Annotated in this window: 27 protein-coding genes; 12 read left to right on the top strand and 15 right to left on the bottom strand. The window is 43.8% G+C overall.

Annotated features, from left to right (window positions below):
- Positions 1-115: 115 nt before the first annotated feature.
- From BLS59_RS09190 to BLS59_RS31555, 6 genes are all read right to left on the bottom strand, one after another.
- Positions 116-1,291 carry an FAD-dependent oxidoreductase gene (locus BLS59_RS09190; RefSeq protein ID WP_205411224.1) on the bottom strand — a complete coding sequence of 392 codons (1,176 nt, stop codon included), beginning with the start codon at positions 1,289-1,291 and terminating at the stop codon, positions 116-118.
- 74 nt (positions 1,292-1,365) lie between these two features.
- Positions 1,366-2,223 carry a helix-turn-helix domain-containing protein gene (locus BLS59_RS09185; protein WP_091148140.1) on the bottom strand — a complete coding sequence of 286 codons (858 nt, stop codon included), beginning with the start codon at positions 2,221-2,223 and terminating at the stop codon, positions 1,366-1,368.
- 226 nt (positions 2,224-2,449) lie between these two features.
- Complete coding sequence (locus BLS59_RS09180) at positions 2,450-3,604, bottom strand: HupE/UreJ family protein (protein ID WP_143014082.1); 1,155 nt, start codon at positions 3,602-3,604, stop codon at positions 2,450-2,452.
- Positions 3,601-4,806: a DUF3500 domain-containing protein gene (locus BLS59_RS09175; protein ID WP_091148134.1), complete on the bottom strand. Its 1,206-nt coding sequence runs from the start codon at positions 4,804-4,806 to the stop codon at positions 3,601-3,603. Before BLS59_RS09175 ends, BLS59_RS09180 begins: the two co-directional genes overlap by 4 nt.
- A complete protein-coding gene (locus BLS59_RS09170) occupies positions 4,803-5,732 on the bottom strand; it encodes a DUF3500 domain-containing protein (RefSeq protein WP_091148131.1) in 930 nt (309 codons plus the stop codon). Before BLS59_RS09170 ends, BLS59_RS09175 begins: the two co-directional genes overlap by 4 nt.
- The gene (locus BLS59_RS31555; protein ID WP_091148126.1) at positions 5,627-6,046 is read right to left on the bottom strand and encodes a hypothetical protein; all 420 of its coding nucleotides are present in this window, start codon (positions 6,044-6,046) and stop codon (positions 5,627-5,629) included. The genes BLS59_RS09170 and BLS59_RS31555 overlap by 106 nt, the downstream gene beginning before the upstream one ends.
- A 351-nt stretch (positions 6,047-6,397) precedes the next feature.
- Here BLS59_RS31555 and BLS59_RS09160 point away from each other — a divergent pair, with 351 nt between their 5' ends.
- The gene (locus BLS59_RS09160; RefSeq protein WP_091148124.1) at positions 6,398-8,734 is read left to right on the top strand and encodes a GAF domain-containing protein; all 2,337 of its coding nucleotides are present in this window, start codon (positions 6,398-6,400) and stop codon (positions 8,732-8,734) included.
- 53 nt (positions 8,735-8,787) lie between these two features.
- A complete protein-coding gene (locus tag BLS59_RS09155; protein WP_091148122.1) occupies positions 8,788-9,345 on the top strand; it encodes a histidine phosphatase family protein in 558 nt (185 codons plus the stop codon).
- 9 nt (positions 9,346-9,354) lie between these two features.
- Here BLS59_RS09155 and BLS59_RS09150 read toward each other — a convergent pair whose 3' ends face one another.
- Entirely contained in the window at positions 9,355-10,686 is a 1,332-nt protein-coding gene (locus BLS59_RS09150) for a sigma-54-dependent Fis family transcriptional regulator (RefSeq protein ID WP_162842594.1), read from the bottom strand.
- Positions 10,687-11,220: 534 nt separating this feature from the next.
- Here BLS59_RS09150 and BLS59_RS09140 point away from each other — a divergent pair.
- A complete protein-coding gene (locus tag BLS59_RS09140; RefSeq protein WP_091148111.1) occupies positions 11,221-11,667 on the top strand; it encodes an OsmC family peroxiredoxin in 447 nt (148 codons plus the stop codon).
- 834 nt (positions 11,668-12,501) lie between these two features.
- On the opposite strand, the gene BLS59_RS09135 is transcribed toward BLS59_RS09140, so the two are convergent.
- Both BLS59_RS09135 and BLS59_RS09130 read right to left on the bottom strand, forming a co-directional pair.
- Positions 12,502-12,774 (bottom strand): hypothetical protein, encoded by a 273-nt coding sequence (locus tag BLS59_RS09135; RefSeq protein ID WP_143014081.1) that lies wholly within the window; start codon positions 12,772-12,774, stop codon positions 12,502-12,504.
- Positions 12,775-12,948: 174 nt separating this feature from the next.
- Positions 12,949-13,467 (bottom strand): SgcJ/EcaC family oxidoreductase, encoded by a 519-nt coding sequence (locus tag BLS59_RS09130; RefSeq protein WP_091148105.1) that lies wholly within the window; start codon positions 13,465-13,467, stop codon positions 12,949-12,951.
- Between the two features lie 214 nt (positions 13,468-13,681).
- Here BLS59_RS09130 and BLS59_RS32235 point away from each other — a divergent pair, with 214 nt between their 5' ends.
- From BLS59_RS32235 to BLS59_RS09100, 6 genes are all read left to right on the top strand, one after another.
- Complete coding sequence (locus BLS59_RS32235) at positions 13,682-14,824, top strand: sensor histidine kinase (RefSeq protein WP_240315197.1); 1,143 nt, start codon at positions 13,682-13,684, stop codon at positions 14,822-14,824.
- On the top strand, positions 14,805-15,524 hold the full coding sequence (locus BLS59_RS09120; RefSeq protein ID WP_091148102.1) for a LytR/AlgR family response regulator transcription factor: 720 nt from the start codon (positions 14,805-14,807) through the stop codon (positions 15,522-15,524). Before BLS59_RS32235 ends, BLS59_RS09120 begins: the two co-directional genes overlap by 20 nt.
- Positions 15,525-15,979: 455 nt before the next feature.
- Positions 15,980-16,360, top strand: coding sequence for a DoxX family protein (locus tag BLS59_RS09115; RefSeq protein WP_091148100.1), 381 nt, complete (start codon positions 15,980-15,982; stop codon positions 16,358-16,360).
- The gene (locus tag BLS59_RS09110) at positions 16,357-17,244 is read left to right on the top strand and encodes a helix-turn-helix domain-containing protein (protein ID WP_091148098.1); all 888 of its coding nucleotides are present in this window, start codon (positions 16,357-16,359) and stop codon (positions 17,242-17,244) included. Before BLS59_RS09115 ends, BLS59_RS09110 begins: the two co-directional genes overlap by 4 nt.
- Before the next feature lie 70 nt (positions 17,245-17,314).
- Complete coding sequence (locus BLS59_RS09105; RefSeq protein WP_091148097.1) at positions 17,315-18,007, top strand: hypothetical protein; 693 nt, start codon at positions 17,315-17,317, stop codon at positions 18,005-18,007.
- 16 nt (positions 18,008-18,023) lie between these two features.
- Entirely contained in the window at positions 18,024-18,266 is a 243-nt protein-coding gene (locus tag BLS59_RS09100) for a DUF2798 domain-containing protein (protein WP_091148090.1), read from the top strand.
- Between the two features lie 388 nt (positions 18,267-18,654).
- On the opposite strand, the gene BLS59_RS09095 is transcribed toward BLS59_RS09100, so the two are convergent.
- Both BLS59_RS09095 and BLS59_RS09090 read right to left on the bottom strand, forming a co-directional pair.
- Positions 18,655-19,416 carry a DUF5700 domain-containing putative Zn-dependent protease gene (locus BLS59_RS09095; protein WP_091148086.1) on the bottom strand — a complete coding sequence of 254 codons (762 nt, stop codon included), beginning with the start codon at positions 19,414-19,416 and terminating at the stop codon, positions 18,655-18,657.
- 136 nt (positions 19,417-19,552) lie between these two features.
- A complete protein-coding gene (locus BLS59_RS09090) occupies positions 19,553-19,939 on the bottom strand; it encodes a DoxX family protein (RefSeq protein WP_091148083.1) in 387 nt (128 codons plus the stop codon).
- Positions 19,940-20,075: 136 nt separating this feature from the next.
- Between BLS59_RS09090 and BLS59_RS09085 the strand changes: the two genes are divergently transcribed.
- From BLS59_RS09085 to BLS59_RS09075, 3 genes are read left to right on the top strand one after another with little or no spacing between them, the layout of a single operon-like run.
- The gene (locus BLS59_RS09085) at positions 20,076-21,008 is read left to right on the top strand and encodes a hypothetical protein (RefSeq protein ID WP_091148082.1); all 933 of its coding nucleotides are present in this window, start codon (positions 20,076-20,078) and stop codon (positions 21,006-21,008) included.
- Positions 20,980-21,651 (top strand): hypothetical protein, encoded by a 672-nt coding sequence (locus BLS59_RS09080; RefSeq protein WP_091148079.1) that lies wholly within the window; start codon positions 20,980-20,982, stop codon positions 21,649-21,651. Before BLS59_RS09085 ends, BLS59_RS09080 begins: the two co-directional genes overlap by 29 nt.
- Before the next feature lie 43 nt (positions 21,652-21,694).
- Positions 21,695-22,390: a hypothetical protein gene (locus BLS59_RS09075; RefSeq protein ID WP_143014080.1), complete on the top strand. Its 696-nt coding sequence runs from the start codon at positions 21,695-21,697 to the stop codon at positions 22,388-22,390.
- Here the strand turns inward: BLS59_RS09075 and BLS59_RS09070 are convergent, their stop codons facing one another.
- The 4 genes from BLS59_RS09070 to BLS59_RS09055 form a co-directional block, all read right to left on the bottom strand.
- On the bottom strand, positions 22,391-22,894 hold the full coding sequence (locus BLS59_RS09070) for a hypothetical protein (protein ID WP_091148076.1): 504 nt from the start codon (positions 22,892-22,894) through the stop codon (positions 22,391-22,393).
- A gap of 10 nt (positions 22,895-22,904) precedes the next feature.
- The gene (locus tag BLS59_RS09065) at positions 22,905-23,159 is read right to left on the bottom strand and encodes a hypothetical protein (protein ID WP_091148075.1); all 255 of its coding nucleotides are present in this window, start codon (positions 23,157-23,159) and stop codon (positions 22,905-22,907) included.
- Positions 23,156-23,476, bottom strand: a complete 321-nt coding sequence (locus BLS59_RS09060; protein WP_091148074.1) for a hypothetical protein — start codon at positions 23,474-23,476, stop codon at positions 23,156-23,158. The genes BLS59_RS09065 and BLS59_RS09060 overlap by 4 nt, the downstream gene beginning before the upstream one ends.
- A gap of 182 nt (positions 23,477-23,658) precedes the next feature.
- Positions 23,659-24,564, bottom strand: a complete 906-nt coding sequence (locus BLS59_RS09055; protein WP_143014078.1) for a hypothetical protein — start codon at positions 24,562-24,564, stop codon at positions 23,659-23,661.
- Between the last annotated feature and the right edge of the window lie 60 nt (positions 24,565-24,624).

Below are 24,624 nucleotides of genomic sequence, written 5' to 3'. Positions count from 1 at the left end.
AAAATTAAAGCCGATTTTAAACTACCCGAACCTATTTTCACCAATTAGTCAACTTCGATCATAGCGGTATTTGACCATTTGTAAATTACTTCTTGAGATAATTAATCTTATGGAATTAGCTAAGCATTTTAATTAAGTCCTGTATGGATTCCTCCGTCGGCGCGGCAAAATCGCTTATACCTTCGATGGTTTCTTTACACAATGGCGCAGCCCTTTCAAACATGATCTTTTCGTAAGCTGCAATGGCGTCATCAAGACTTGTAAAGCATGTATTGGTCAAACAGCTCGACAGGTCTAAGGCATCCAGCATGGCCAGGTTAACACCCTCACCATTGGGTGGCATCAGGTGTGCGGCATCTCCAATAAGCGTGATGTTAGCTTTAGTCTCCCACCTATTTTCTAAAGGAAAATAATTCAGCGGACGGGGAACAAAATGTTGACAAGCTTTAAATAAGCTAAAAAAAACCGGGTTCCAATTTTCGTAATGATCGATCAGGTAGTGTTGAACTTCTTCCGTATTATTAAAATCGATCCCGCTATCCTTTTCCCAGTTTTCCGGGTACATTGAAGCAGCATAAAAAGTCAGGCCGCCATCGCCACGCGGTTGCGCAGCTAAGGTAGCTCCGTTCCCCATCGCCATCAGGTTCGCCTGGTTAACTAACTGGTAGAAATCCGGACAAGCGGTTTCCGGCTGGTCTATTTCGCCCTGGATGATCGTAGCACCTGAATATACTGCTTTTACGTCAGTAAGGTAAGGGCGGATCAGGGAGCGATAACCATCTGATCCGATAACTATATCTGCGGCAGCGGTAGTGCCGTTCTTAAATTGCATTTCCCATTTATTGTCCACTTCTTCCATGCTCACGAACTGGCTGTCCCATACTACGGTGCCCGGCAACAATCCGTCTATTAACAAATCTCTGAGCGCGCCTCTATCTATTTCAGGCCTGAATTGCGGATTACCGAAATCTGGTTTGCCAGCCTGGTTCCCTTCATCTAACAAAATATTTCCTTTCGGATCGAGTATGCGGTATTTATCTGCATCCGGCATGTAGTTCGCTTTGAAAGCCTCCATCAGCCCGGTCGCTTCCATGGCTTTCAGGCCGGAGTCAAAATGCAGGTCAACAATTGCGCCTTGAACGCGTGCTGCCTGGCTGAAATCCCGCTCATACACTTTGACCTGCACACCTTTTTGCTGCAAGAGCCTGGCAAGTGTCAGTCCACCCGGGCCGCCACCAACTATAGCAATATTTTTATGAAGTAACAGCTCGGTTGTTTGTATCGTTTCCATTGTTGATTTTTTATGAGCACAAAGGAACGCCGGAAATAAACTGTATACAATGACAGGAACCCGGAAGTGTAGGACTATTCACGGTTTTTGTCCCGGAAAGTAATTGGTGTTATGCCGACCACCTTAGTGAAGAGTCGTGTAAAATAGGAATAATCATCGTAGCCCAATTCGCCGGATATCTGTTTTACAGATTTGCCTGAATGATAAAGCAGGCGTTTAGCTTCCAGTACCACGCGCTGTTGAATGTGGTAGGAAACGGAATTTCCGGTAGTAGCCTTAACGCATTCATTTAAATAGGAAGGAGATATATTTAATAGGGAGGCGTATTCAGATGGATTTTTAGTGGACTTATAACGATTTTCCAATACGGTTTTGAATTCCCTGGTAATATCCTCAGACCGGGTATGATGCTCAGCTGGTTTAGATAATTCGAGGTATTGTGATAGGATCAATGCAACCAGCGTATTAACACTTTCCTTAAAAATGGAATGGTAAAGTACCTCGGTTTTCTTTTCAGACAGTTTCATGCATAATGTTGCAGTTTCCGTGAGTACGGCAAGTGTTTCCGGAATAACTGGCAACACATGCACTGGCGCAAGACCTTCCAGCAGGTCTAAATACTCCGGGCGGAGGTTTTCCTCCGTAATGATCCAGGTACAGATCATTGCATCTTCGAACGCTATAACCCTGTGCACCTGATGAGGGTGAATAAAGATAATAGCAGGTGCCTGGATATGATGAATCTGGAAATCAATTTCGATAACGGTTTTCCCTTTTTCCTGAATAATGAAAGTATAGCCGCCATCCCGGTGAGAACGTTCCACTTGTTCAGAATTGGGTGATCCATTAAATGCTTCACGCAACATCATGATTCCCCGGCTGCTTTCTTCCGGTAGTGTGTTGACTGGGATATATTCGGTTTTCTTACTCATGTCTATAGTAAAGATAGCTATCTTAATCGATGAGATTTCATTGGCTGAAAAGAAGATTTTGATGTTTTAATTTACGACATTGTCAATTTGTGACAAGGATGGGAATGAATAGAACTGAAGGTCAGGTCGAACACTTTTATCACGAACAATCGTTTCCAAGCCTCACATTGCCCCCTTTATATGCACACAGAATAACTGTCGTGCCTTAATTAATACAGTAATTATGCTAATTACTCAAGGCAACAAAGAAATAGTAAATACCTGCGACAGCGACAGCACAAGATACATACTTTGGAATTTTAGTCCATGCTGAGGTTTTTCTGTTATGGGTTTTATTCCTTAAAAGTTGGGTCAGACCATAAAGTGGAAGCAGTACCAATTGGTTGCCTGCTTCCACGCCTAGGCTGAAACCCAATAGGGCAAACCATATCATAGTAACCGGCATGGCATGCATTAATTCCAATAGTCCCCCGGCAAAACCCAGCCCGTGAAACAAACCAAAGAAAAACGCGACCGCAAGCCTGCTGTTGCCATTGGACTGCTTCGGCCAGCGGATATTCTGAACGGCGACAAATACAATGCTGGCGGCTATTACTGGTTCTACAATCCGTTCAGGCAGATGTGCCAGTCCGAAAGTAGCCAGAGTGAGGGTAATGGAATGGGCAATTGTAAAGGCAGTGACAATTTTAATCAGATCCCAAAGACTTGCGGCGCCAAGCACCAAAGCACAAAGGAAGAGCAAATGATCGTAACCGGTAAGGATGTGTTTGATGCCGTGTACAAAATATGTCTTTACCGCAGCCCACTGATCGCTGGTGGATAACTGTTCTGTAACTAACGTAAATGGCTTACCACCATTGGTAAAATCAAGCTGATAGACGGACTGGTCATTGCTACGTGTCTGACTGTTCACCTGAATAGCCGTATCCACCGGTAACAGGGTATTGACCATATAAACTGCAATGGAACTGTAATGCTGATTCTTAAAAATCAACTGATGTGCAAATCCTGGAGTTGTGATATCCGCCTCATAATCAATAATCACATCACCAATACCTTCTTTTAGATCTTCAACATTAGAAAAGGTTGAAGATACCAGTTTGAGCCAAGCGGTATGGCCGTCCATGGCTAATGAAACGTCACGGTTAAGCTTATTTAGATAGGCACGTTTTTCCCCTTCGGAGAACTGTTGGTCGCCGTTCAGGTCAATGGCTTTTATGATTCTTGCAGCCACATCGGTGCCTGGCGTTAACCGAAGTTCCAAAAATACCTTATCGCTTGTCAGGCTAATCGTAGTTGCCTGCAAGTATTCATTTAAGCGATGTGCAAATGCTGTAGTTGACAGCAACAAACAAAAAAATGCTAAAGCGTACTTTTTCACTGCGTGACGTATGAATTACCATATTCATTTGACGGGTCGCGGTAAATGGTATGAATGTGATTATCCGTATCACCCATCGTTGCCTGTGGTGCAAATTCAATGATGACTTTAGGCCCCTGTATCCGGTAATAGGCTGTACCATTTTTGCCTACTGCATGTGTGGTTGGGCCGCTCCATGCGAAATAGGTTTCATTCAACCCGGCTTTGATATCGGCCAGGTGCGCGTCGTGATAAGCATTATTAATAATGCCCGACCATTCGGTAATTAAACTCAGGAGCATTTCCTTTTGTATAGCCGTCATTTCCGAACCTTTGATCCCTTCCGGAACAATGGTCTGCCCATCATGGCCGGGGCCCAGCACGAGGTCACCGATATGGTAGTTTAACATCGCTTTTTTCTTTTGGGACGCATCAAGTTCATTCAGCAGATCAAAGGCTTTATCATTTTCCTGCGCAAGCACACGGATAGTCTTACCATTAGCCGTATAAACCGCCGGCTGCGCGCCGGTCAAAGTCGGCGTAAGCGAACCCTCTTTACCAGCAATTACTACATTCAGGCCAAGGTGGTGCCCGCCAAATTCCACCATCCAGGGCTTTATTAAATCAGGTGTTCCGAAAATCCCGATGAGATAATGGTCTGATCCGGCGGTAACATCTGTCCCTGCTATCCGTAACGCTTCATCAGAACCCATGATCTGCTGCACCTTTTCAAATCCCTGCGCGCTTAACAAAAGCTGCACAAGCTGCATGGCCGCGGCGCGTTGTTTCGCATTTAAGCTACCCATCTCTATACCCGGTCGCGGCGTAATATTCACCGGGAAATTTGACCAGATGGCTTTACCGTACTGCTCGCCGGACGAAGGTGGGCCACCTGACCCGCCATTATTACCACCAGGACGTTGTCCGCCATTGGGCGGGCGGCGTGAAGTATCACCGTTTCCGGGCGGACGTCCGTTTGGTGGCCCGCCTGGGCCACGTTTCATATTCCCCATATTAAACTGCGTGCCGCTGGCTGTCTTTGGCCGTAAAAACTCAAACTGTACCGCTTTGCGCTGTTCGGCGGAAAGTGTAGCTAAAAAAGCATTGGCCGCGGCTACAATTGTTTTGGTCTGTGTGTCCGGCGAATCCTTTTTCGTAAAGCCTGCTATAGCGCATAGTGTAAGTGTTGCCAGGGCTATGATCGAATAACTTAATTTTTTCATTTGGTTGATTTTGGGTAAAAAGCGTTGCCGTAATTATTCAACGGATCGCGGTAAATAGTATGTACGTGCATGGTCGGATCACCGCCTACGCCCTGCGGCGAAAACTCGATGATGACATGGGGACCTTGTATACGGTAATAAGCGGAACCATTTTTTCCAGGCGCATGGGTCGTGGGGCCGCTCCAAGCGAAATAGGTATCGTTTATTCCTGCCCTGATCTCTTTCATCCGTGCCTGCACGTAAGCATCATTGATTATGCCCGCCCATTGCGAGATGAGATCGATCAGCATTTCCTTTTGTTTGGCGGTCATTTCCGAAGCTTTCAGACCTTCCGGCACGATCACCTCGTCGTCATGGCCGGGGCCGAGCACGAGGTCGCCGATGCTGTAATTCAGGATCACCTTTTTGCGCTGCGTTTCGTCAAACGTCCCGAGCAGGTCAAATGCCTTGTCGTTCTCATCGGCTAATACCCTCACGGTTTTGCCGCCGGATTGGTAAACCGATGGCTGCGCGCCGGTCAGTGTAGGTGTCAACGCCCCCTGCGAACCCGCGATCACCGCGTTAAGCCCTAAGTGATGGCCGTTAAACTCCACCATCCAGGGTGTTTTTTCATTGGGCGTGCCGAAGATAGCCAGCGTATAAGCGTCTCTACCGGAGGTGAAATTCGTACCCTCATCAGCCAGTGCCTGGTCAGAGCCCATGATCTGCATCACTTTCTCATAGCCTTTGGCACTTAGCAATTGCTGCAGCATGTGCATGGCAGCTTCCCGTTGCGGCGCAGTCAGGCTTCCGAGTTTCAGACCGGGGCGGGGAACATCACTTACCGGGTAATTCGACCATACGGCCTGGCCGTACTGCTCGCCGATAAAGCCGGGGAACTGTCCGCCTTTGCCCCCACCGTTGGGTGGCCCTCCCTGCGGCGGCATTCCGCCACCGCCGCCTTGCGGCGGGCTCTGTTTATTTCCATTGCCTTGCGGCGGCCACCGGGGCCGCCGGGCGTATTCGTTCGGGCAAACTTTGCCGCAACCGCTGCTTTTTGCTGCGTAAAGGCGAATGCTATTTTAGCCCGCTGCTCTGCGCTTAAAGCGTTTAAAAAAGCATTGGCCGCCTTTACAATTGAACCGGTCTGATCTGCCGGCACTGTTTTTTTCGTGTTACTTTTATTTAAGATCACAAAGCCAAGACAGGTAAATGCCGCTATAAGGGTAAAAAGCAAAATTCCGAAAGGATTTTTTTTCATCTGTTAAGGATTTAAATGGGATAAACTCATCAATTTCAGAAGGCTGCGGCTAATACTTTATAAAAGTAGAAATTCATTTTAAATGTTTGGGAATGAATCGACCGGTAGGTAAATTGTAACGACCAATGCTTATTAATACATAATCATTATTTTTTTAGTATTAATTACAAGAACAGGCGACGCTGACCGCGGCAAAGGAAATTACCGGGTTCATCATTACTGCCGGAATAGTTTGGTTGTTATTTTTATTGATCCGGTACTTCCATCACAAATCCACCATGTTGTTGCGTAAACCGTTGGAAAGTCCCCAGCAGGTATAATGGTGATCCTGAATTTACAATTACCGGCGTTATGGAAACTGAAATATTGAACAAAGCGATTGCTTTTCCCGATGAACAATTAAGCTTTGAGCCCATAGTGGCTTACCTGCAGGCGCTGCCTCCGGAAGCAAATCCGTTAAGACAGCCGTTTTTAACAGAGGCTGCAAAGCAGATTATTGTATTAAATGAAAAACACCGGAAAGACCCCTCGGGAAAGTCAGCGATTAGCGCTTTAATCAAACTTATTGACGAAACGCTTTCCTTCCGGCTGGAACAGCGCACTTCATTCGAATTTTATACGCGGCCCACCTGGAACGGGATTTTACACCTCAAAACCGGGTTACCCGGTTTGCTGCAATCAGCCGTAGAGCACGATGCATTTTTAAAGGGCCTTGAATTTCGATTTCATCATGAAAGGGAGTTGCAGTTGATCTGGTGCTACCGGGCCATCTGGAATCATTTCGCGGATTTCCCTCCGCTGTTAGCGGCAGAAAACATCTTTTCCTTTCAGTCTGAGAGCGATGGCTGTAGATATTACTACCAATTGGATACTGATGACCGGTTTATGCATGTCACATCGACCCTTTCCAGTCACAAATGCAGGCAGGCGATAGCGGACATCGACGCCACCTCGCTATCCGAAAAGGAAACTTTTCAGCAATTAATGGAAAGGCTTCCATTGGCCGAATTTACTTTTACCGGCTTCGGCAGAATAACCGTAACGGATATCACGGTCCCTCATATGACCAAACAGATCGCAAGGCAGGTCGTTACCGATGACGGATATACGAAAAGTCCAGGCTATCCCAAGGATGTCCGTGAGGCGCTTCATCAGGTTTCCGGAAGCCGAAATTTGCGATTTGGTTTATTGACGATGTTTCAGCTGAATGGAAAATTTATTTTCAGCGGGCAGCACACCATGGAGGAATCTTCAACCAATTTTTCTGATTCCGTACAAAAGAACCTTTTTGACTATTTAGTTAATGTTTACCGGTTAAAGCCGTCACGGATTTACCTGGAAGAAATAACGGACGATATCGCCGAAAAACATGAATACCTGAAAGCCCGCCGGGACAATGGCATCCGCTCATTTGCCTTATTACCGGTATTCCTTCATGGGCGGCTGGTGGGCGTATTGGAAGTGCTTGCCAAAAATGGCAAGGATCTCACCAAAAACACACTGAGTCAACTGGAAACATTTTTCCCGGTTTTAAGCGCCATATTCAGTAAAAGTATTACAAGCCTTGAACAAAGCCTGGAACAGATTATAAAAAACAAGTTTACCTCGCTGCAGCCGGCTGTACAGTGGCGGTTTAATAATGCGGATTGGCGCTACCTGGAAAATTCCGAAACCCTGGTGACGGCTACCGATATTGAGGATATTGAATTTGACCGGGTTTACCCTCTGTATGGTGCTGTTGATATTAAAAATTCAACCATAAACCGGAACCGCGCGTTGCGTGCAGATGCGGTTTACCAGCTCCAGTTACTGGGCAAAACCCTATCCGTACTGAAAACAAATACCGCGTTCAGTTTGCTGGACGAAAAAATAGCGGCTTGCAAAAAATGGCAGAAAATGGTGCATGATGAGAGCCGGGCGCTGCTGGAAGGCGAGTTGGATTTTTTCCTCGAAAACGATATTTACTGTTTTATAAAAGAGCTGGTAAGGAGCAAGCCCGGCATTGCAGCGTATACCGAGAATTATTTTAACAGCCTGGATGAGTTACATGGCAAATCTTCAGAGCAACGGCGGCTCCTGGAGGGCTCCATGAACCAGGTCATCGGTGGTATCAACGAACTTATCGATCAGATCAGCTTGCAGGCTCAAGTTGATTTTCCATGTCTCTTCGAGAAATTCAGGACAGACGGCGTAGAATATGATATCTACATCGGGCAATCCCTTGCACCTGACAGGCCCTTTTATCAAATATTTATTCAAAATCTGCGCCTGCTGCAACTGACGAATATGATCGCTATTGCACATCGTACGCAGCGACTGCAACCCGGGCTGCCGGTACCAGTTGAAATTACCCAACTGATTTTTGTCAACCCCAATGTAATCGATATCCGGTTCAGGCGTGATGAGCGCCGCTTTGACGTGGAAGGGGCTTATAATATCAGGTACCATATCGTTAAGAAAAGAATAGATAAAGTGCTGATTAAAAATTCAACCGAACGCTTAACCTGCCCGGGCAAGATTGCCATAGTTTATACGAATCAAAGGGAAGCCGATGAATATTTAGTTCATATCCGCTACCTGCAGTCTGAACTTTTAATAACTCCGGAAGTTGAATTGCTGGAGCTGGAACAATTGCAGGGAGTTATCGGGTTAAAGGCCATAAGAGTGGCCATCCTGTACCCGGAGTAAATATATATCCTGCTTTTGAAATATAGTCATCCTTAAAATAAACTTACCAAGCTATGAAATTTGCTATCTGTTGCCTCGTACTGTTCCTTAGCTACCCCGGTTCCGGGGACGGCCTAAAAAAAACCGCTACTAAAGAACTAAAAACCATCCTGATAAGGCATGGTGAAAAGCCGGACGACGGAGATAATCTTTCCTGCCGAGGGCTTAACCGATCCTTCAAACTGGTGAACGTTCTTTATTCCCGGTTCGGTAAACCGGACTATATCTATGTTCCGGCCCCGGGCCTGGGAAAGAAAACCAAAAATTGCCGGATGTTACAGACGATTCTCCCGTTTGCGGTAAAATACAATTCGGCCATCAACACCAAATACAGTGTAGAAGAAGCGGATCAGCTTGCAACAGAGTTATTGAGCCAGGAAGGTACCATATTTGTTATCTGGGAACATAACCAATTGCCGTCTATAGTAAAAAGCCTCGGTGTAAAAGGCAAGGAGCTCGAATGGAAATCCAGCGATTACGATAGTATCTGGATCGTAAAAATTCTTAAGGGTGCAGCTTATTTATCAAAGGAAAAAGAAAATATCGCGCCGTCTGATAACTGTTCTTTTTAGCGCCGGTTTTCAGACCGGCCTGACGATGAATACCGGCTTTTCCTTGCCGATACGCAGCTTTCTCATTTTGGAATTCAGGGTCGAAACGGGTACACCGAGCAGGGATGCCGCGCCAAAACTGCCATAGACCTTGCCATCACATTTATTTAATCTGGCGATGATGTGGTCCCTTTCGTTTTCATCAATTGTTTTCGTGTAGCTTTCCGCGGGAAAACCGGTAGTGCCGTTCATCTCATGATTCGGCAGGTAAATCTCCCTGATTACATTTCCTTCTGTTAGCAGCACACTTCGCTCCATCAGGTGTTCCAGTTCCCTGACATTGCCCGGCCAGCTGTATCGTTTCATTTCCGCCAAAACCCGGTTGGATATGCTATGTACCTTCTTCCCGATATTTCTGGCGTATTTTGACAGGAAATGCAAGGCTAAATCAGGGATATCTCCGGTCCTGTTTCTTAGCGGCGGCAAAGTTATCGGGAACACATTCAGCCGATAATAGAGATCGCTACGGAAATTGCCGGCAACAATTTCTTTTGGCAGGTCACGGTTAGTCGCGGCGATAATCCGGATATCTACCTTAATCGGCATTTTCCCGCCGATCCTTCCAATTTCTTTTTCCTGGATTGCCCTTAATAATTTAACCTGCAGGTCCAGGGGCATCTCGCCGATCTCGTCAAGAAATAAGGTGCCCTTGTTGGCCAACTCAAATTTACCGATCCTTCTTTCGACAGCACCGGTAAAGCTTCCCCGCTCGTGGCCAAATAATTCACTCTCTATTAAATTTGCAGGTAAGCCAGCACAATTGACTTTGACCATCAGTTTTTCCTTCCTTGGGGAATTGTTATGGATGGCCCGGGCTATCAGCTCTTTACCTGTACCCGTTTCTCCCAGTAGCAATACAGCGCTGTTTGCATATGACACCTGGGTCAACAGGTGGAAAACCTTTTGCATTTCATTCCCGGTTCCGATTATTTCGGTTTGTGCGAACTTCCCGGTCAGTTCACCCTGAAGATAGAGATTTTCTTCCTCCAGCTGCTTTTTATAATTGTCTATTTCCGCGAGCTGCTGCTCGATCCTTTCATTCGCAAGAATATTGCTTACGGCAATGGAAACCAGGTTAGAAATGGTCCCGATTACGGATAAATTATAAGGGCTGAAGGAATCAGTTCGGTCGGAAAAAAAATTAATCGATCCGAATGCTTCGGTTCCGTTAAAAAGGCCGAATGAAGCGATTTCCTTCATTCCCTCTTCATAAGGCACCTTTAAAATTTTCAAACCGGTACTTTCATAACGTTTGACCACATCAACCAGCACCGGTTTACCGGTTTCGATAATTGTGTTCATAATGCCGTCATTGATGTCAAAGGGACCGACCAGGTAACTGGCATAATCCTGGTTTTTTTTAGAACCGATGAAGGGTCTATAATAAACGAACGATATGTCTTTTTATCAGATGAAAAAAGCACCGTGCTGGCATGCGTGAAGTAAAAAACTTTTTTTACATGTACCCGGATAAGGTGGAGAAGATCCTCTTTTTTCCTGATCCGGGCGATATCCGCGCTGATGGATAATAGCACCTCGTTTTTAAAATCATCCTTCGTATTTTGATTCATCATCTTAACAGCGTTCAGCGTGTATTTTAATTTACAATAAAATGAAATGCCTTTTCTCCTAAACCGGCATGGTACATCTTCATCGGACTTCACCAAATACTGCGTAATTCCGGGTCATTTGCAATATGTATATAATTATTCGTTTTCCCGCGACTAATTAACGAAATACGAACAATGGATCCACCGGTTTTTTTTACAAACATCTCATATTCAAATATTTAATTCGTGGCATCCTTATGGATATGATAGTGGAAATAATGTATTTATGAAGCAATGTGCAAAAGCGATCTGGAATGGCAATGGTTTGGAAGGAAATGGACGCTTATCCGTTCAAAGTCAAAGTGTTCAACAAACGCCCTATTCGTTCAATTCCAGGTTTAATGCTGCAAAAGGAACTAACCCGGAAGAATTACTTGCTGCAGCGCACGCGAGTGATTTTACCATGAAGCTGAGCTTTATCCTTACCGAAGCCGGCTATCCCTCCCGGGAATTGACCACAACCTGCAGTATCCTTTTTGAAAAAGGGCAGATTGTATCCTCTACACTCAATCTAACAGCCAATATCCCCGGCATAGAGCAGGCTATTTTTAACACCTGTGTAAACGAAGCGAATGAATTTTGCCCTATAAGCCGCATTTTAAATATTGAAGTCTTCATTCATGCGACATTGCAGGCCTTAAAACAACATCATAAAAAGGCAGTAATATTTTGAAAACCTTATAAATATCCCGCGATTTTTTTTGCTTTATAAGCGCAATGGTTTAATAACATAGTCCAGCAAATGCAGGAAGGGCAACGATTAAAGTAGGAAGAACTTAAGATTCTCAAAGATCAGATCGATGTCACTTAAATCTAAATAAAATATCTTTAGCAATCAGTTTATTCATTGGATATTTACTAGGCTTGCTAATCAATAGTTTGGTAAAATATTAGGTGTGATTTGCGAAGAATGTTCAATAAGGCAAAGCTGATAGACATTAGAGTTTCTGAAGCAAGAATGTAACGGAGAAAGTTGTCTAGTCTCGTAGTATGATAGAGTGGCATATTAAGATTAAGATAAGGGATATCTCAAAGTTACATCGATAAATCCTTACCTACATTATAGATCAGGATTTATAAACGTCAACTGTCCACCGATTTGGCCGAAAAAGCGAATAATGCAAGGGAACGACACTTTTGTTGACTTTATGCGTCATTCATAGAGTTATGAAAAAAATATAAATTAGAAATTTAATAATCAAAACAATCAAACTTCGGTTCGAAAATCTCCCTCTCCGGTATCTAAATTTACTAATATTAGCAATAAGAAGACGAAAACAAATTAAGTCATGGATGAGCGGAGTGCGCCCCGAATCAGGTCGGCAAATTCACCTTCGGTAATTGCGATGAGCGGTTGCTCAATTGTAAAAAATTAGGTATAAGGTTAAATGCGGTAGCTACTGTACAAATTTCGAACTATTTCCTGTCTGATTTGCGTTTTCGCTGATTTGGGTTTATAATTTAGTGCGCTGATTTTAAAAGTGATGCCGGTAATTTAAAATCTCATTTAAAATGTATATGTAGTAGTGGCTGTTAAATAACCACCAGTAATCACCGAGCCATCAGTAATGTTTTCAGCTTTTTTAACGCCGTCAACCCATATTTCAACTGTGGGAAAAGGCTTGGATTTATTAGATTCAGCATTTGCCTTCATTGTGTAATTAATTGTTTTAACGGTTGTAGATATAACAATTTCATCGCTAATAAAGCTAAATGGTCCTCCAGTAAAACCACCAAAAGTTTTTTTTCCACCGGCTCCATCCGTATAGGATCCTTCCACCAAATAGGTATCCGGATTACTTGTTGCTTTAAATATGATTTTGTGGTCTATACTGGCTGTAGGAGTGTATCTGGACCAGAATCTTTTTTGCAAGAAGTAATCACCGATACGCTCACTACAATTAATATCAATAATAACTTCGTTAAATTTTTCATAATTCTTTTGTTTAATGGTCTATTTATTCATGTGTAATACCGGATCACTCGCCGCCGCTTGGGCGATCACATCACTGTTTTGGGCAGACGTTATCAGCCATTGATCCTTTTGTTTCACCAACACCACGGTGGCGATATTGTCTTTATCACCCTGTTTGTTACCGCCACGGTTAACACCATCGGGCGGGTAAAAAGCACCAACATGCGTTAACCAGTAAGCAATGGCGACCTCCTTCGTGATAAACCTGATGGTAATGCTCAACTCTTTAGCTTCCACTCCCTTTAAGGCCGAGCCGATAAAGGCCTGATGGGCAAATTGTACTTCTTTTAAATTATGCCAGTGCATACCCACCACATTGATCCAGTGGCAATCCGGGGTCATGTATTCTTTCATATCGCTGAAGTCGCCCTTAGCCCAGCTATTGCCGAAACGACCGAGCGTTTGCTTAATGGCGGCTTCGTCCGCCGAACGGTTTTGTGCCTTGATGGTTGCGGTGGTACCACCGAGAACCAATAAGATAAATAGTAGCTTTTTCATAAGTTTTGATTAATGTTTAGTCAAACTTAGGGTTAGCATATCATTGATTTTTGCAAAGTAGACCGTACGGGCATTAACGTGGTTATAAATAAGTTTAAGCCTGTTAAATTACTTTGGTCGACGACGAACTCATCGTACGCTTGGAATCTGGCCCCTGGTCTATTTTAGGGGAAATGATGATGCTTTGTTTTTAACCGTTCGTACCTTTAGCATCATGGCACAATTAGACTTTTTATTTTCCCGGAATATTCGCTGGCGTTTGTGTCGTCACCTCACCTTCTGGATAAGTTGGTATTTGTTTACGGTATACCTGTACTCATTTACACCCTCACCCATATTAACCAAACTAAGTTTCTGGCAAAGGATAAGCGTGAACCTTGGCGAAAGTTTCTGGTATATGCTCCCGGCTCTGTTTTTAGCTTATAGCTTAAATTACCTGGTGATCCCCAAACTGGTCATCCCGGCTAAATATTTCAAAGCCATATTGTCCGTAGCAGGGCTATTGTTTCTAACCGGAGGATTATCCGCGCTGATTTCGTTAACCATAGTGGAACACTTCCGCCATCAATACCTGCTCGGGCATCCGGGCTTATTGCCAGGCGTCGTTCCTACGCCGTTTGCCATACAACTGTTTATGGCTTGGATCTCCGGTCTGCGGGGAAGCATAACCATTGGCGGGCTGGCCGCGGCCATCAAACTCATGAAGTACTTTTACGAAAAACAGCAGCAGGCTTTATTGCTGGAACAGGAAAAAGCGGTAGCCGAACTCACCTCGTTAAAAGCGCAGCTTCACCCGCATTTCCTTTTCAATACCCTTAATAATATTTATTCGCACGCGCAGGATACTGCGCCCGTAGCGGCAAACATGCTGATTGGCCTTTCTACTTTATTGCGTTATATGCTTTATTCCTGTAACGCACCGCAGGTGCCTTTAAAACAGGAACTGCAGATGCTACAGGAATACATCGATCTGGAAAAAAAGCGCTATGGCAACCAACTGGAAGTCGCCATCCAAATACCGGCGGTTGACCCTGATCTAATGGTTGCACCACTGCTGATCCTTCCATTTATAGAGAATTGCTTTAAACATGGTGCAAGCGATATGCTCGAACACCCCTGGATCAATATTCAGCTCCAGCTATATGGTAACGCTATGCACCTGAAACTGATCAACGGTAAAGCCCCGAACGCCGCGGTGCAAAGCGGCGGTATAGGTATTGAAAATGTAAAACGGCGTTTGGCTTTATTATATCCGGACAGATATGACCTGCAAATAATAGCCGAAGAGGAAATGTATATTGTAAATTTGAAACTGGAACTTAACCGGAAGGAGGAATATGAGCCTGCCCATATATAAGTGCCTTATTGTGGATGATGAACCACCGGCGCGCGAGGTATTAAAACGCTATATCCAAAAGCTGCCCATTCTACGCCTGGCTGGCGAATGCGGGAACGCGCTGCAGGTGATCCCTTTTCTGCACACTAACCCGGTAGATATTATTTTTTTAGATATCCGCATGCCGCAGCTCAACGGGTTGGAACTGGTGAGTACGCTAAGTAATCCGCCAAAGATCATTTTCACGACCGCCTACGCGGAGTACGCCCTTGAAAGCTATGACCTGCAAGCCACGGATTACCTGCTGAAGCCTGTTAAGTTTGAACGCTTTGTGAAAGCAGTTAACCGAGCCATACCAAACCTGGCCCCCCCACAAGCAGTATCAGAACCGCCTGCCGCCGCCGAGGATAACTTTCTATATTTCCGGGCTGACCGCAAAATGGTTAAAGTGGTATTAAAGGAAGTCTTGTATGTAGAGAGCTTGAAAGATTATGTTAAGATCATCACTATCGATGGCCAGGTGATTACTAAATATTCCATGGCAGCATTAGAAGCAATGCTGCCCAGTACTGGTTTTTTGCGCATACACCGATCCTTTATTATTGCTACAGATAAATTGACATCCTACACCAACAGCCGCGTAAACTTGGGCAGTGTAGAGTTACCTGTCGGTAAAATGTTCCAGCACGAAGTTTTTAGAAGGTTACAGCCTACACCTTGATATGAGCATACGCTCATTGGTCATAAGCAATCGAGTGATTATTTAAGCCGCTGAATTAAATCCATAAAAAAAAGTTGCCAATAAATTGGCAACTTGTCTAAAATTGTGGTGGCTACTGTACAAATTTCGAACTATTTCCTATCTGATTTGCGTTTAATTGCCGATTTGGATTTGTAATAATTTTATTCAACTAATTATTGACTGTTGGTTTGAACATTTTTAAGATTTCGGCATAGGTTCGAATCTATTTGCAAGTTCTTATTCTTTGACCTTAATTTTCTTCTTCAAAATAAACTTACCATTATTTTAGAGGCAATGTCCTATTTGAATATATCTGAAAGTGCCTTATTAGCAAGATCAGGATCAGTAAGTGCCTTCTTTAAACCAATTGAAATGTCCGAGCAATTGCCTTAATCGTCCGATTTTTCAAAGTTCCAGGGGGGTAATTTTACATCATGAAAAAAGACAAGATCATTTATTGGATAACAACAACGCTGGTTGCATTCTCGGGATTAATTGCAGGTATTACTTACATTATGGTTCCGGCTATTGCTGATGAATTTAAACACCTCGGATTTCCTGATTATTTTAGAAAAGAGTTAGCTACAGCAAAAATATTAGGGGCTTTGGTAATTGTACTGCCTATGGTTGCCGGACGTATTAAAGAATGGGCTTATGCAGGTTTTGCGATCACATTTATTTCCGCTTGTATAGCACACACTGTTCAGCAAGGCGCTGCCACGGCGATACCACCGTTCGTCACCTTAATAGTGCTGGTTATATCGTATGTTTACTACACTAAAGTAAATGCACATAATGCATTAGCAGGCCTTTGAAGAAACTGAAAAACATACCAACGCTGAGGGATGATGGATTTAAGCTCATCATGTCCTACTATGATTTTAAGGAATACGATAAAAAGAACATTAATGATTTTTATATCCACGGGCTTTCAGATGATACGTATGAAATAAAAATGCCCTTGCCATCACACCGGCAAACCAAACATTCCATTATCCTGGTGACCAATGGTTCTTTAGGTACCAGTTCGGGTTTTGACAATTTTACTATTGAAAGGAATACGATTATCGTCACGCCAGCCGGGCAGATCAGCAGCCTTGCCTTTATGTCGGATGATATTGAGGGTTATTACCTGCATTTTACCGACGAGTATCTGTCGCATACTAAAGTTGACCTATCTAAATGGCTCATTCATCCTGTAATCAAATTTGCGGACGAAGAGTTAGCGCATCTATTGGTGTTACTAAAACGAATGCAACATCTTAACGAAAACGAAGCAAATGCGGATATCATTAAATTGTACCTGACGACCTTGCTGTCCGAAATGGAGCAGTCCTCTGATTTTCGTTTGCGAAAGACTTTCCCGGCTCATGAGCGCCTTACAATGGAATTTAAGAAGCTGCTCAATTATCATATCACAAAAGATAAATCCGTAAGTTTCTATGCGAGTAAACTTAATGTTTCTCCCAACCACCTGAATAAATCAGTCAAAATTACATTAGGCAGGCCAGCCTCGGAACTGATTGATGAAATGCTCATCCTGGAAGTAAAGGTTTTAATGCAGTTAAACGATCTTTCAATCAGCGAAATTGCCTATGAAACCGGGTTTGAAGATGTTTCCTATTTCGGTCGTTTTTTCAAAAAGCATACCGGCAACACGCCTACGGAATATCGAAAAATGATTGAATCGTCCGACTAATTGCCTCATCCGTCCTTTCCCTTGAAAATCCGTTGGGGTATCTTTGTTTAGATATAAAAACGGACATAAATTGAAAGCTAAACTATTGTTATTCATCACCTTGTTCCTTAAACTGGGCATTGCATGCGCCCAGGAACGGGACAGTTCAAAGACTGAAAATTTACAGGTCGGTAGCGCACCCGTTCCGATTGAATTATTCGGCGGCAATAAAGGTTTCTCCTTCCAATTGATCGTGAGTAAACAATTTTCGCCGGGATCTAAATTTGGTTTTTTTAACGTGACCAATTTTGCAGGTGATTACAAACAGACTAACCAAACCACTAATTTCCTTTCTCAATCTTTTGTGACGGCTGAAATATGGCGAGGCATTTCTGCCGCAGCGGGCTTGTCAGCAATAGGGTCTTCAACTACACCGCTGGAAGTTCGACCGACAGCAGGGTTACAATATTTACTTACAAGCAGGGATGTTGTACTTGTGGTTATACCACGGTTTGATTTAAGCCAAACCTACAATTTTGAAACGTTCGCGGTTTTAGAATACAAACCAGCGTTATCAAAAAACTGGGGGATCTACACCAGGCTTCAGGGGCTTTACAACTACAATACCAAATTAGGTTATCATGAAATAAGCGAGATCAACCTGCGCCTCGGATTAGCTTATAAAAACTTCCAATTCGGTGTTGGATCGATCCATGACTTTTACGGTCCTGATGCAGTAAACGTTAATAACTACGGGCTATTTATAAAAACAGATATATTTTAAATCAAGCAAATTAATTATGAAAAAGAAATTATCCAAAGTACAATCAATAATAGTGTTTACGCTATTGGTCTCCATAGCGATGTCTGGAATTATGAGTTTCGGACTGCTACTTACAAGAGTGGGATGGCATCCCGGCTTTATAAACACTTGGTTCTTTAAATATTTCCTTGTGGAGCTGTGGCTTTCGATTCCAACCGGGTTTATCGTAGTTCCATTGATTAAAAACGGGATTGACAGAATAACAGTAAAAAATAACTAAAGATTCCTTAATTGGTTTCCATTAAAAAAGACGCTTTATGGAGGGCAGAAACATTCTAAAAATTGTAGAACAAGCGGTATAGAATAAAATCAACTCCTTAATTACTCGCAACTTTCGTGATTAAAAATATTAAAAGAAGAACGCGTCAATTTTAATTTAAATGTTTATTAATCAAGTCGTTATCAAAATTAAGGATCCCGAACCTTTTACATAATTTATTATTAAAATAAGAATTCTGAAAAAATGAAAAATTTTTGAAATACACGGAAAATAGCTATATTTGAGTAACAATTAGAGTAATCTTGCCAACTGCGTCATTCGTAGAGTAAGGAACTTTTTAAAATGCAATTTACTGATAATAAGCATATAAGAGTTTAGGTTCTGAACCCTAGCTGTAATCACTTGGCCTGAAATACTCTCTGACACGGGCTTTGGTGGTGGGATAGCTGAGCAGTGGATCCATATGCGGTAGCACAGTTTTTGCATCGCTGAAAAACTCGCTGAAGTAACGCTGATAAGGCAGTAATAAATGCGCGGTGTCGCTGATAAATTTTTTATCGACCATATCGGCGCTTCCCTCGTTCAACGTGCGGGATAGTACGGTAACTACGTTTTCATCCTCCGGCCGTAGTTTAAATTCGGCCTGCGGTCTTAAGGCATGGTGCAGTTCATGACCGCCGAGTGCGCCGTAGTGGTTCAGGTCATTGAAGTAGGCACATAACAAAGTATAGACCACCCAGTTACCTTCGGCATGCGCGTCATTACGCAGGGGGATAATGGAAAAGGTTTCCTGCGGTAACCGTTTACGTGCATTTTTTGGAAGCGCGGTATAGGCGGACCGGTAACAAAGGTCAAAATAAGCTTTAGGATTCTGTTCAATGCGGTGAAGGTAGGCCTGCATACTGGTTTCATTCTTCTGGTACTGATAGATGATATAGACGAGCCAGTTATTGAGCGAGTCTTTTACGCGTGCCTGCACTTTAGCTTCGTTTCCAGGCTTGTAAACGTACTGCAACGTTTTGCGGTAGGTCTCGAAATAGGCCTCACTAAGGCCCTGGTCGGCCATATAAACTTGGATGGCTTTGTCCTGAACGAAGTTATGCCATTCCGCCCGGCTGATGGTATCACCCTTACGCAGCCGGTCGGTCATTTCAAAATACCTGTTGCAGGTGGAATCTGTAAATGCTGGGAAAAGGCAGGTCCGGCCACAGTGAGCAGCAAGGCGGCGAGTAGGAATTTCATGCAGGGAAAATACGAATTTTCTGAAGCCGGCTAAAATTCTTTCATTATTTCCTCGTGCTTTTCCATGCCCAATACACCAGCACCGGCTGAAAAAATAACCGGGTTAAACGTTTGTTATCCGTATCCAAACCAAAAGCAGATCGACCATGCGTATATTGAGAAATATTACCGGGAAATATCGCCGTAAAGAAAGCCGCGGCTACGTTGCCGATCGTTTCTCTTCGTTTTTTCGGGGCCAGGGCGATAGCGCAACCTAAAGCAATCTCCACGATGCCGGAATAAACGACCGTATCATCTTTTTTCAGCGGCACCCAACCGGGCACTTGCGCTTTAAAGTCTTTTCGTGCAAAAGTGAGGTGGCTGATGCCGGCAAAGATCAATGCGCCGCCTAAGGCAATACGGGCGGCTGTCTTCAGGGTTTCGTTTTTCATAGCTCTTTATTAACGCTACCCGCTGCTTTTTGTTGGCGACCAACGCTTTTCAAAAGTCTGCCCGAACGCCTATCTTCAATTACAACAACCTTAGTATCCAAACTATTAATGGGATGCGTGGTTATAAATTATAACCATGATCAAAACCTGTTGCCTGCTTTTCCTGATTTGTTTTACATGCAGTTCCTTTGCGCAGACAAAGGACACTTACTCTGGCGTAGTTTTAACCAGGATCAACAGGGAGGATAATGGCACCGATACTGCCCGGCTCTTGTATGTCAGAAACGTCGCAGGCGACCGCCTTTCCATATATACAGTTAACGGCGGTATAGTTGCCGAAGCCACCGCTTACCGGCTTATGGAAACAAACAATGGTTTATGGTTATATAGTACCCCCCTGTTGCCTGGCCAGCAAATTAAGGATAGCCTGCGCGTGAATTTTCACGACCAAACGCATACGATAGTCATTAACACCGTTGATCGCTATACTCTTTTTCCAGCATTTTACGCCCGGCTTAAACTGGAAGTTCAGGTCAAACATTCGATCATGGCGTCATTGAATTTGCTGTCAGATAATCTTGGCGACTACTCAATCGCAGATGCATTACCCTTAGTGAATTTCAGGCCGCATTTAGCCCAACAAATTCAACAGGCGAGGATCATAACACAACGCAGCCAAGCAGATATGAAAGACACTTGGACATGCCGTTATTTTTATAACAAAGAAAACAAACTCGATTCAGTAAACGCCAGCTCCCCTGAGGAAGTTCGTTTTCATAAAAAAGTCCGTTACAATAAAAATGGGACACTAACTATAAATACCTATTCTAATATTGAGAGCCGGCAAAGTACCAACCGCGCCGTTAGTTATGGTAAGGGCAACCATCCCCCGGTAAAATGGCGGGAACGCTATGACGAAACGGGCAAAGACAGGGAAACCATTTCGTCAGTCACGCTCACCTGGCATGATCTGGGTATGCTGCGGGAATTATCACCATCAAACGCCGAAGTTCTGAACCTTCTTAAACCAATAAAAACACATGAAACTAACAAAAAACATATCGATTAGCTTAATAGCACTCGCTACCTTGCTCCTATCCTGCAAAGATAAACCGCGCGTTGACCTGGCTAAACTGACCTTTACGGAAAAAGCGGAAAGCGTGATCAATTTTGATGACAGGTACGCCGGCGGTATCAATACAGTGGACGCGCCGCTGTCGTTCGCCCTGCAAGCCAGCCGGTCAAGTTCCTTCTCTTTTAACGGCATGAACATAGACAGCGCCAATATCATTTTCCAAATGCGTTCTGACAAGATCAGGAAAGATACCAGCCTTTACCAAAGCGGGGGAACGGCCGATCAGGATCATGTGGCTAATTCTGCCGAACTACACAAAGTACTGCAGAAATTCCGGGCAGACAGCGTGATCTATGCCTATCGCGTAGGTATTAAAACTAAGGAACTACAGTCGGCCATTTTAAAAGAATTGATCAAGCTTTATGGCCCCGGCATTAAAAACCCCGGGACCGACAACGGGCTTTACTGGAATATGAAATCGCAGCACCGCTTTGCTTTTTATGCGCCGGACTACCGGTGGCTGATCGTGGTAGATAATACGCATTTATCTAAAACATGCTTTTGGGATGCCGCCACGGGGAATATCGATTTTGGTGACTGCGATATGGCGCAATACAAAACGAATCTATTCAAATGAGCAATTTTCATTCCTATCGCTCTTGCTACAATTATCAAGTCAAATGAGCAGAACACTTCCAACACAGACGATCATCCGGTTTTCCAAATGGAAGATACATACTATGAAAAAGCGTAACTACCTATACCCGGTTATATTATTACTATACATTGCCCCATTGTCCGCAAATGCGCAATCAATCAACACTTATCAATCGACTTTTAGTGGCCCGTTAAAAAATTGGGCGCAAACATTTACTCATTTCAACTTAACACACTTTAAACAGGTATCGAAGCGCTATCCATTTGAAAATATCAATTCTGTTAAGGTCAAAAGTAAAGCAACATTCTTCCCCGGCTATAAATCGGCACTGTGCACATCCCCTAACGGACAATATGTTATTGATATTTACAGCTATTTGCTATTGGAAAAGAAAAACGGAAAATTTACAAGCACGGGATCAGATGTGGAACAAAACATCACCTTAGGCAATATCCCAGAACGCAGCTGGAAACGTATCGATTATTTCGGTTACGCGCAAAGAGCACAGAAGGTCTGCTGGATAAATAACGACACGTTTATCTTGGCAGCGGCCCGGCTAAACAAAGTCAACAGGAACATTCCCGTTATCATCATAGGGCATATTAAGACACAAAGTCTGACGACCTTTGAAACTACGAATCCTGATTGCTATCAGAAACCCGGTAGCTATACGTCGCCGAAGCTAATCGCCTTACACATCCAGGTAAAGGATCATTAACTAACGCTGCATCAGGCGTTCATATTCCGCCGCAAAGTCAGGCCGCCTTACATTCACATAACCAAACATCCCTTTCTCAAACGATTCTTTAGATATAGCATCGAATTCTACCAGGATCTTATCATCGGCATATTTGGTGGAAGTCACTAATTTTGATTTTACTTCCGCCGGGATCATTTTGTATTTAGCCTTAAAATAGCTTTCCACTTTTTGCTGATCCCCGAAGGTCCTCATCCGGAAAGCGTAACCCGTCAATTGGCCTTTATAGGAAAGCAGTTCCACATGAAGCGGTAAATAATCTTTGAAATAGAACATCGTATTTTTACTGACGCCATAGGAGACCATATCCGTCCGGTCAAAAAGCTGGCCTTGATGTATATCCGGCACGTCTTTGATCATGGCGCTTGCATCTTCGTTAAATCTCAATTCACTCAGTTCAACCTTTGGTTGCGCCGAACAACTCATGCTAAAAAGTAGTAACAGCATCGGTAATTTAATTTTCATATTTGATTAATTATTCTTTATAAATATCGAACCGCGCGAACGGCACCTTACCAAAGTTTTTGGCCGTGTATACCTTCTCTGTAACGTTTTCAGGATCTGTTGCATGAAAACTTTCATGACCATCTTTATAAAGGAACCAGCTCTTTTCTGCAGCTGAGTACCTGAAGGTAATGATCCGTGTCCAGCGCCAGCCGCTGCCACCGTAGTGTTCTACCGAAAAATATCCGCGTTTAATTGTAATACCCATAAAAGGGTCGCCCATCATGCCGCCACAATCCACGCAGTAACGGCTTCGTCGCTACGGGCAGCCAGGCGATAGGTATGACCGGGCCCACCAATAAAAATTAACAACGGACGTTTTTTCGGATGCAAAGCCACGTCCGAAGTTTCTTTTTCATTGGCTTTGTTCAGCACAACGATCATGTCGGGATAGGTATCGAGGTTAAGGTCGCCGCTGGTTCTCTTCAATACTTCATAACCTTTAGGAAGCAGATTGACTACCGTTGCAGGCAATGGTTGATCTTGCGCGTTTGTGATCAGCGATAGCAGGCATAATATTAACAATAGCGTAATTTTTTTCATGTGGTTCATTTCATGCGTGATTTAACGATGGCGACAATTTCCTGTTTTTCTGGGCTTTTAATAAACCTAAGTCTAATAATGGTAAAATGCCTCCATCAGGGTCAAAATGATTTGTCCGCCTGTCCAGAAACTTTTTTTTTATAAGTGATGTCCCGGATGGCATGATAAGCTGAAAAACTGTATCATATTCCGTTTTGATAGCGTCCCCGGTACACGCGCACCAGGCTTTCCAACTGGTTGCGTTTGCTATAAGCGGTTACATCGATATGAGCAAAACTATCCGCGTACCTAAAATTAAAGACGTGCTTGACACCCCGGCGGCCCTGGTTAATGATCTCCAACGATATATCAATAATATGATCCCAGCTTTGAAAACCGGTTTCAACGGTATAAATTCCTTTACTGCTGAAAATAATCCGCGGCTGGTGTTTGATTAAATTTTGCAACGTACGAACGACCAGGTATAACGGTAACAGGATCAATAATGCACCAAAGAAGCTGACCACTTTGGAAGTGCCGGGACGAAACGCGTTACATTCTACCACAATGCCCACCCCCATTAGCATCAAGCCGAGCAGGATATGGATAATCAATAGGGTTCTGTTATAATAGATCGTAGTTTCGGCCGGGGTTTCGGGATCATCGATAAAAATTCCTGGCGCATCTGTGCGCTCCTGTAATCTGCGCCACTGCTCCCGCTCTCCGGCAGACTGGATCTGTAAACGATCCATAAATGTGCCATAGCCAGTGCACAAGGCTGCGCGTCGGGCTGCTTTTTTCAACTCCTGCACATCGTTCACCTGCGCAAATGCCCAAAGCTTCCAGCGCGTAGTGCGTTTGCTTAAAAATAAAAAGGGCAAGAAAAAACCGATAACAAAAGTAAAAAGTAATACAGCCCCAAAAACCAGCCATAGGTTCCTGCTAAACACAGGACCATCTTTCAACGCGATAAAAAAAAGTGTCAGCGGAAACAGGAAGATAAATAAGCCGATGATCAGCAAGATCCTCGGCCACAATAACATTTCCCGGCCTTTGTTAAGCGCGTGGTCTACCGATATCAATTCCTGGGTTTGATCAGGCAATGGCATAAAATTTAGCATTTAGAATAATTAACCCTCATCTTGACTTTATGTTTGAGCTGGACGGGC

Origin of the sequence: Mucilaginibacter pineti, assembly GCF_900101875.1 — a bacterium.
Taxonomy (GTDB): domain Bacteria; phylum Bacteroidota; class Bacteroidia; order Sphingobacteriales; family Sphingobacteriaceae; genus Mucilaginibacter; species Mucilaginibacter pineti.
This window is presented reverse-complemented; position numbering and strand designations above follow the sequence as displayed.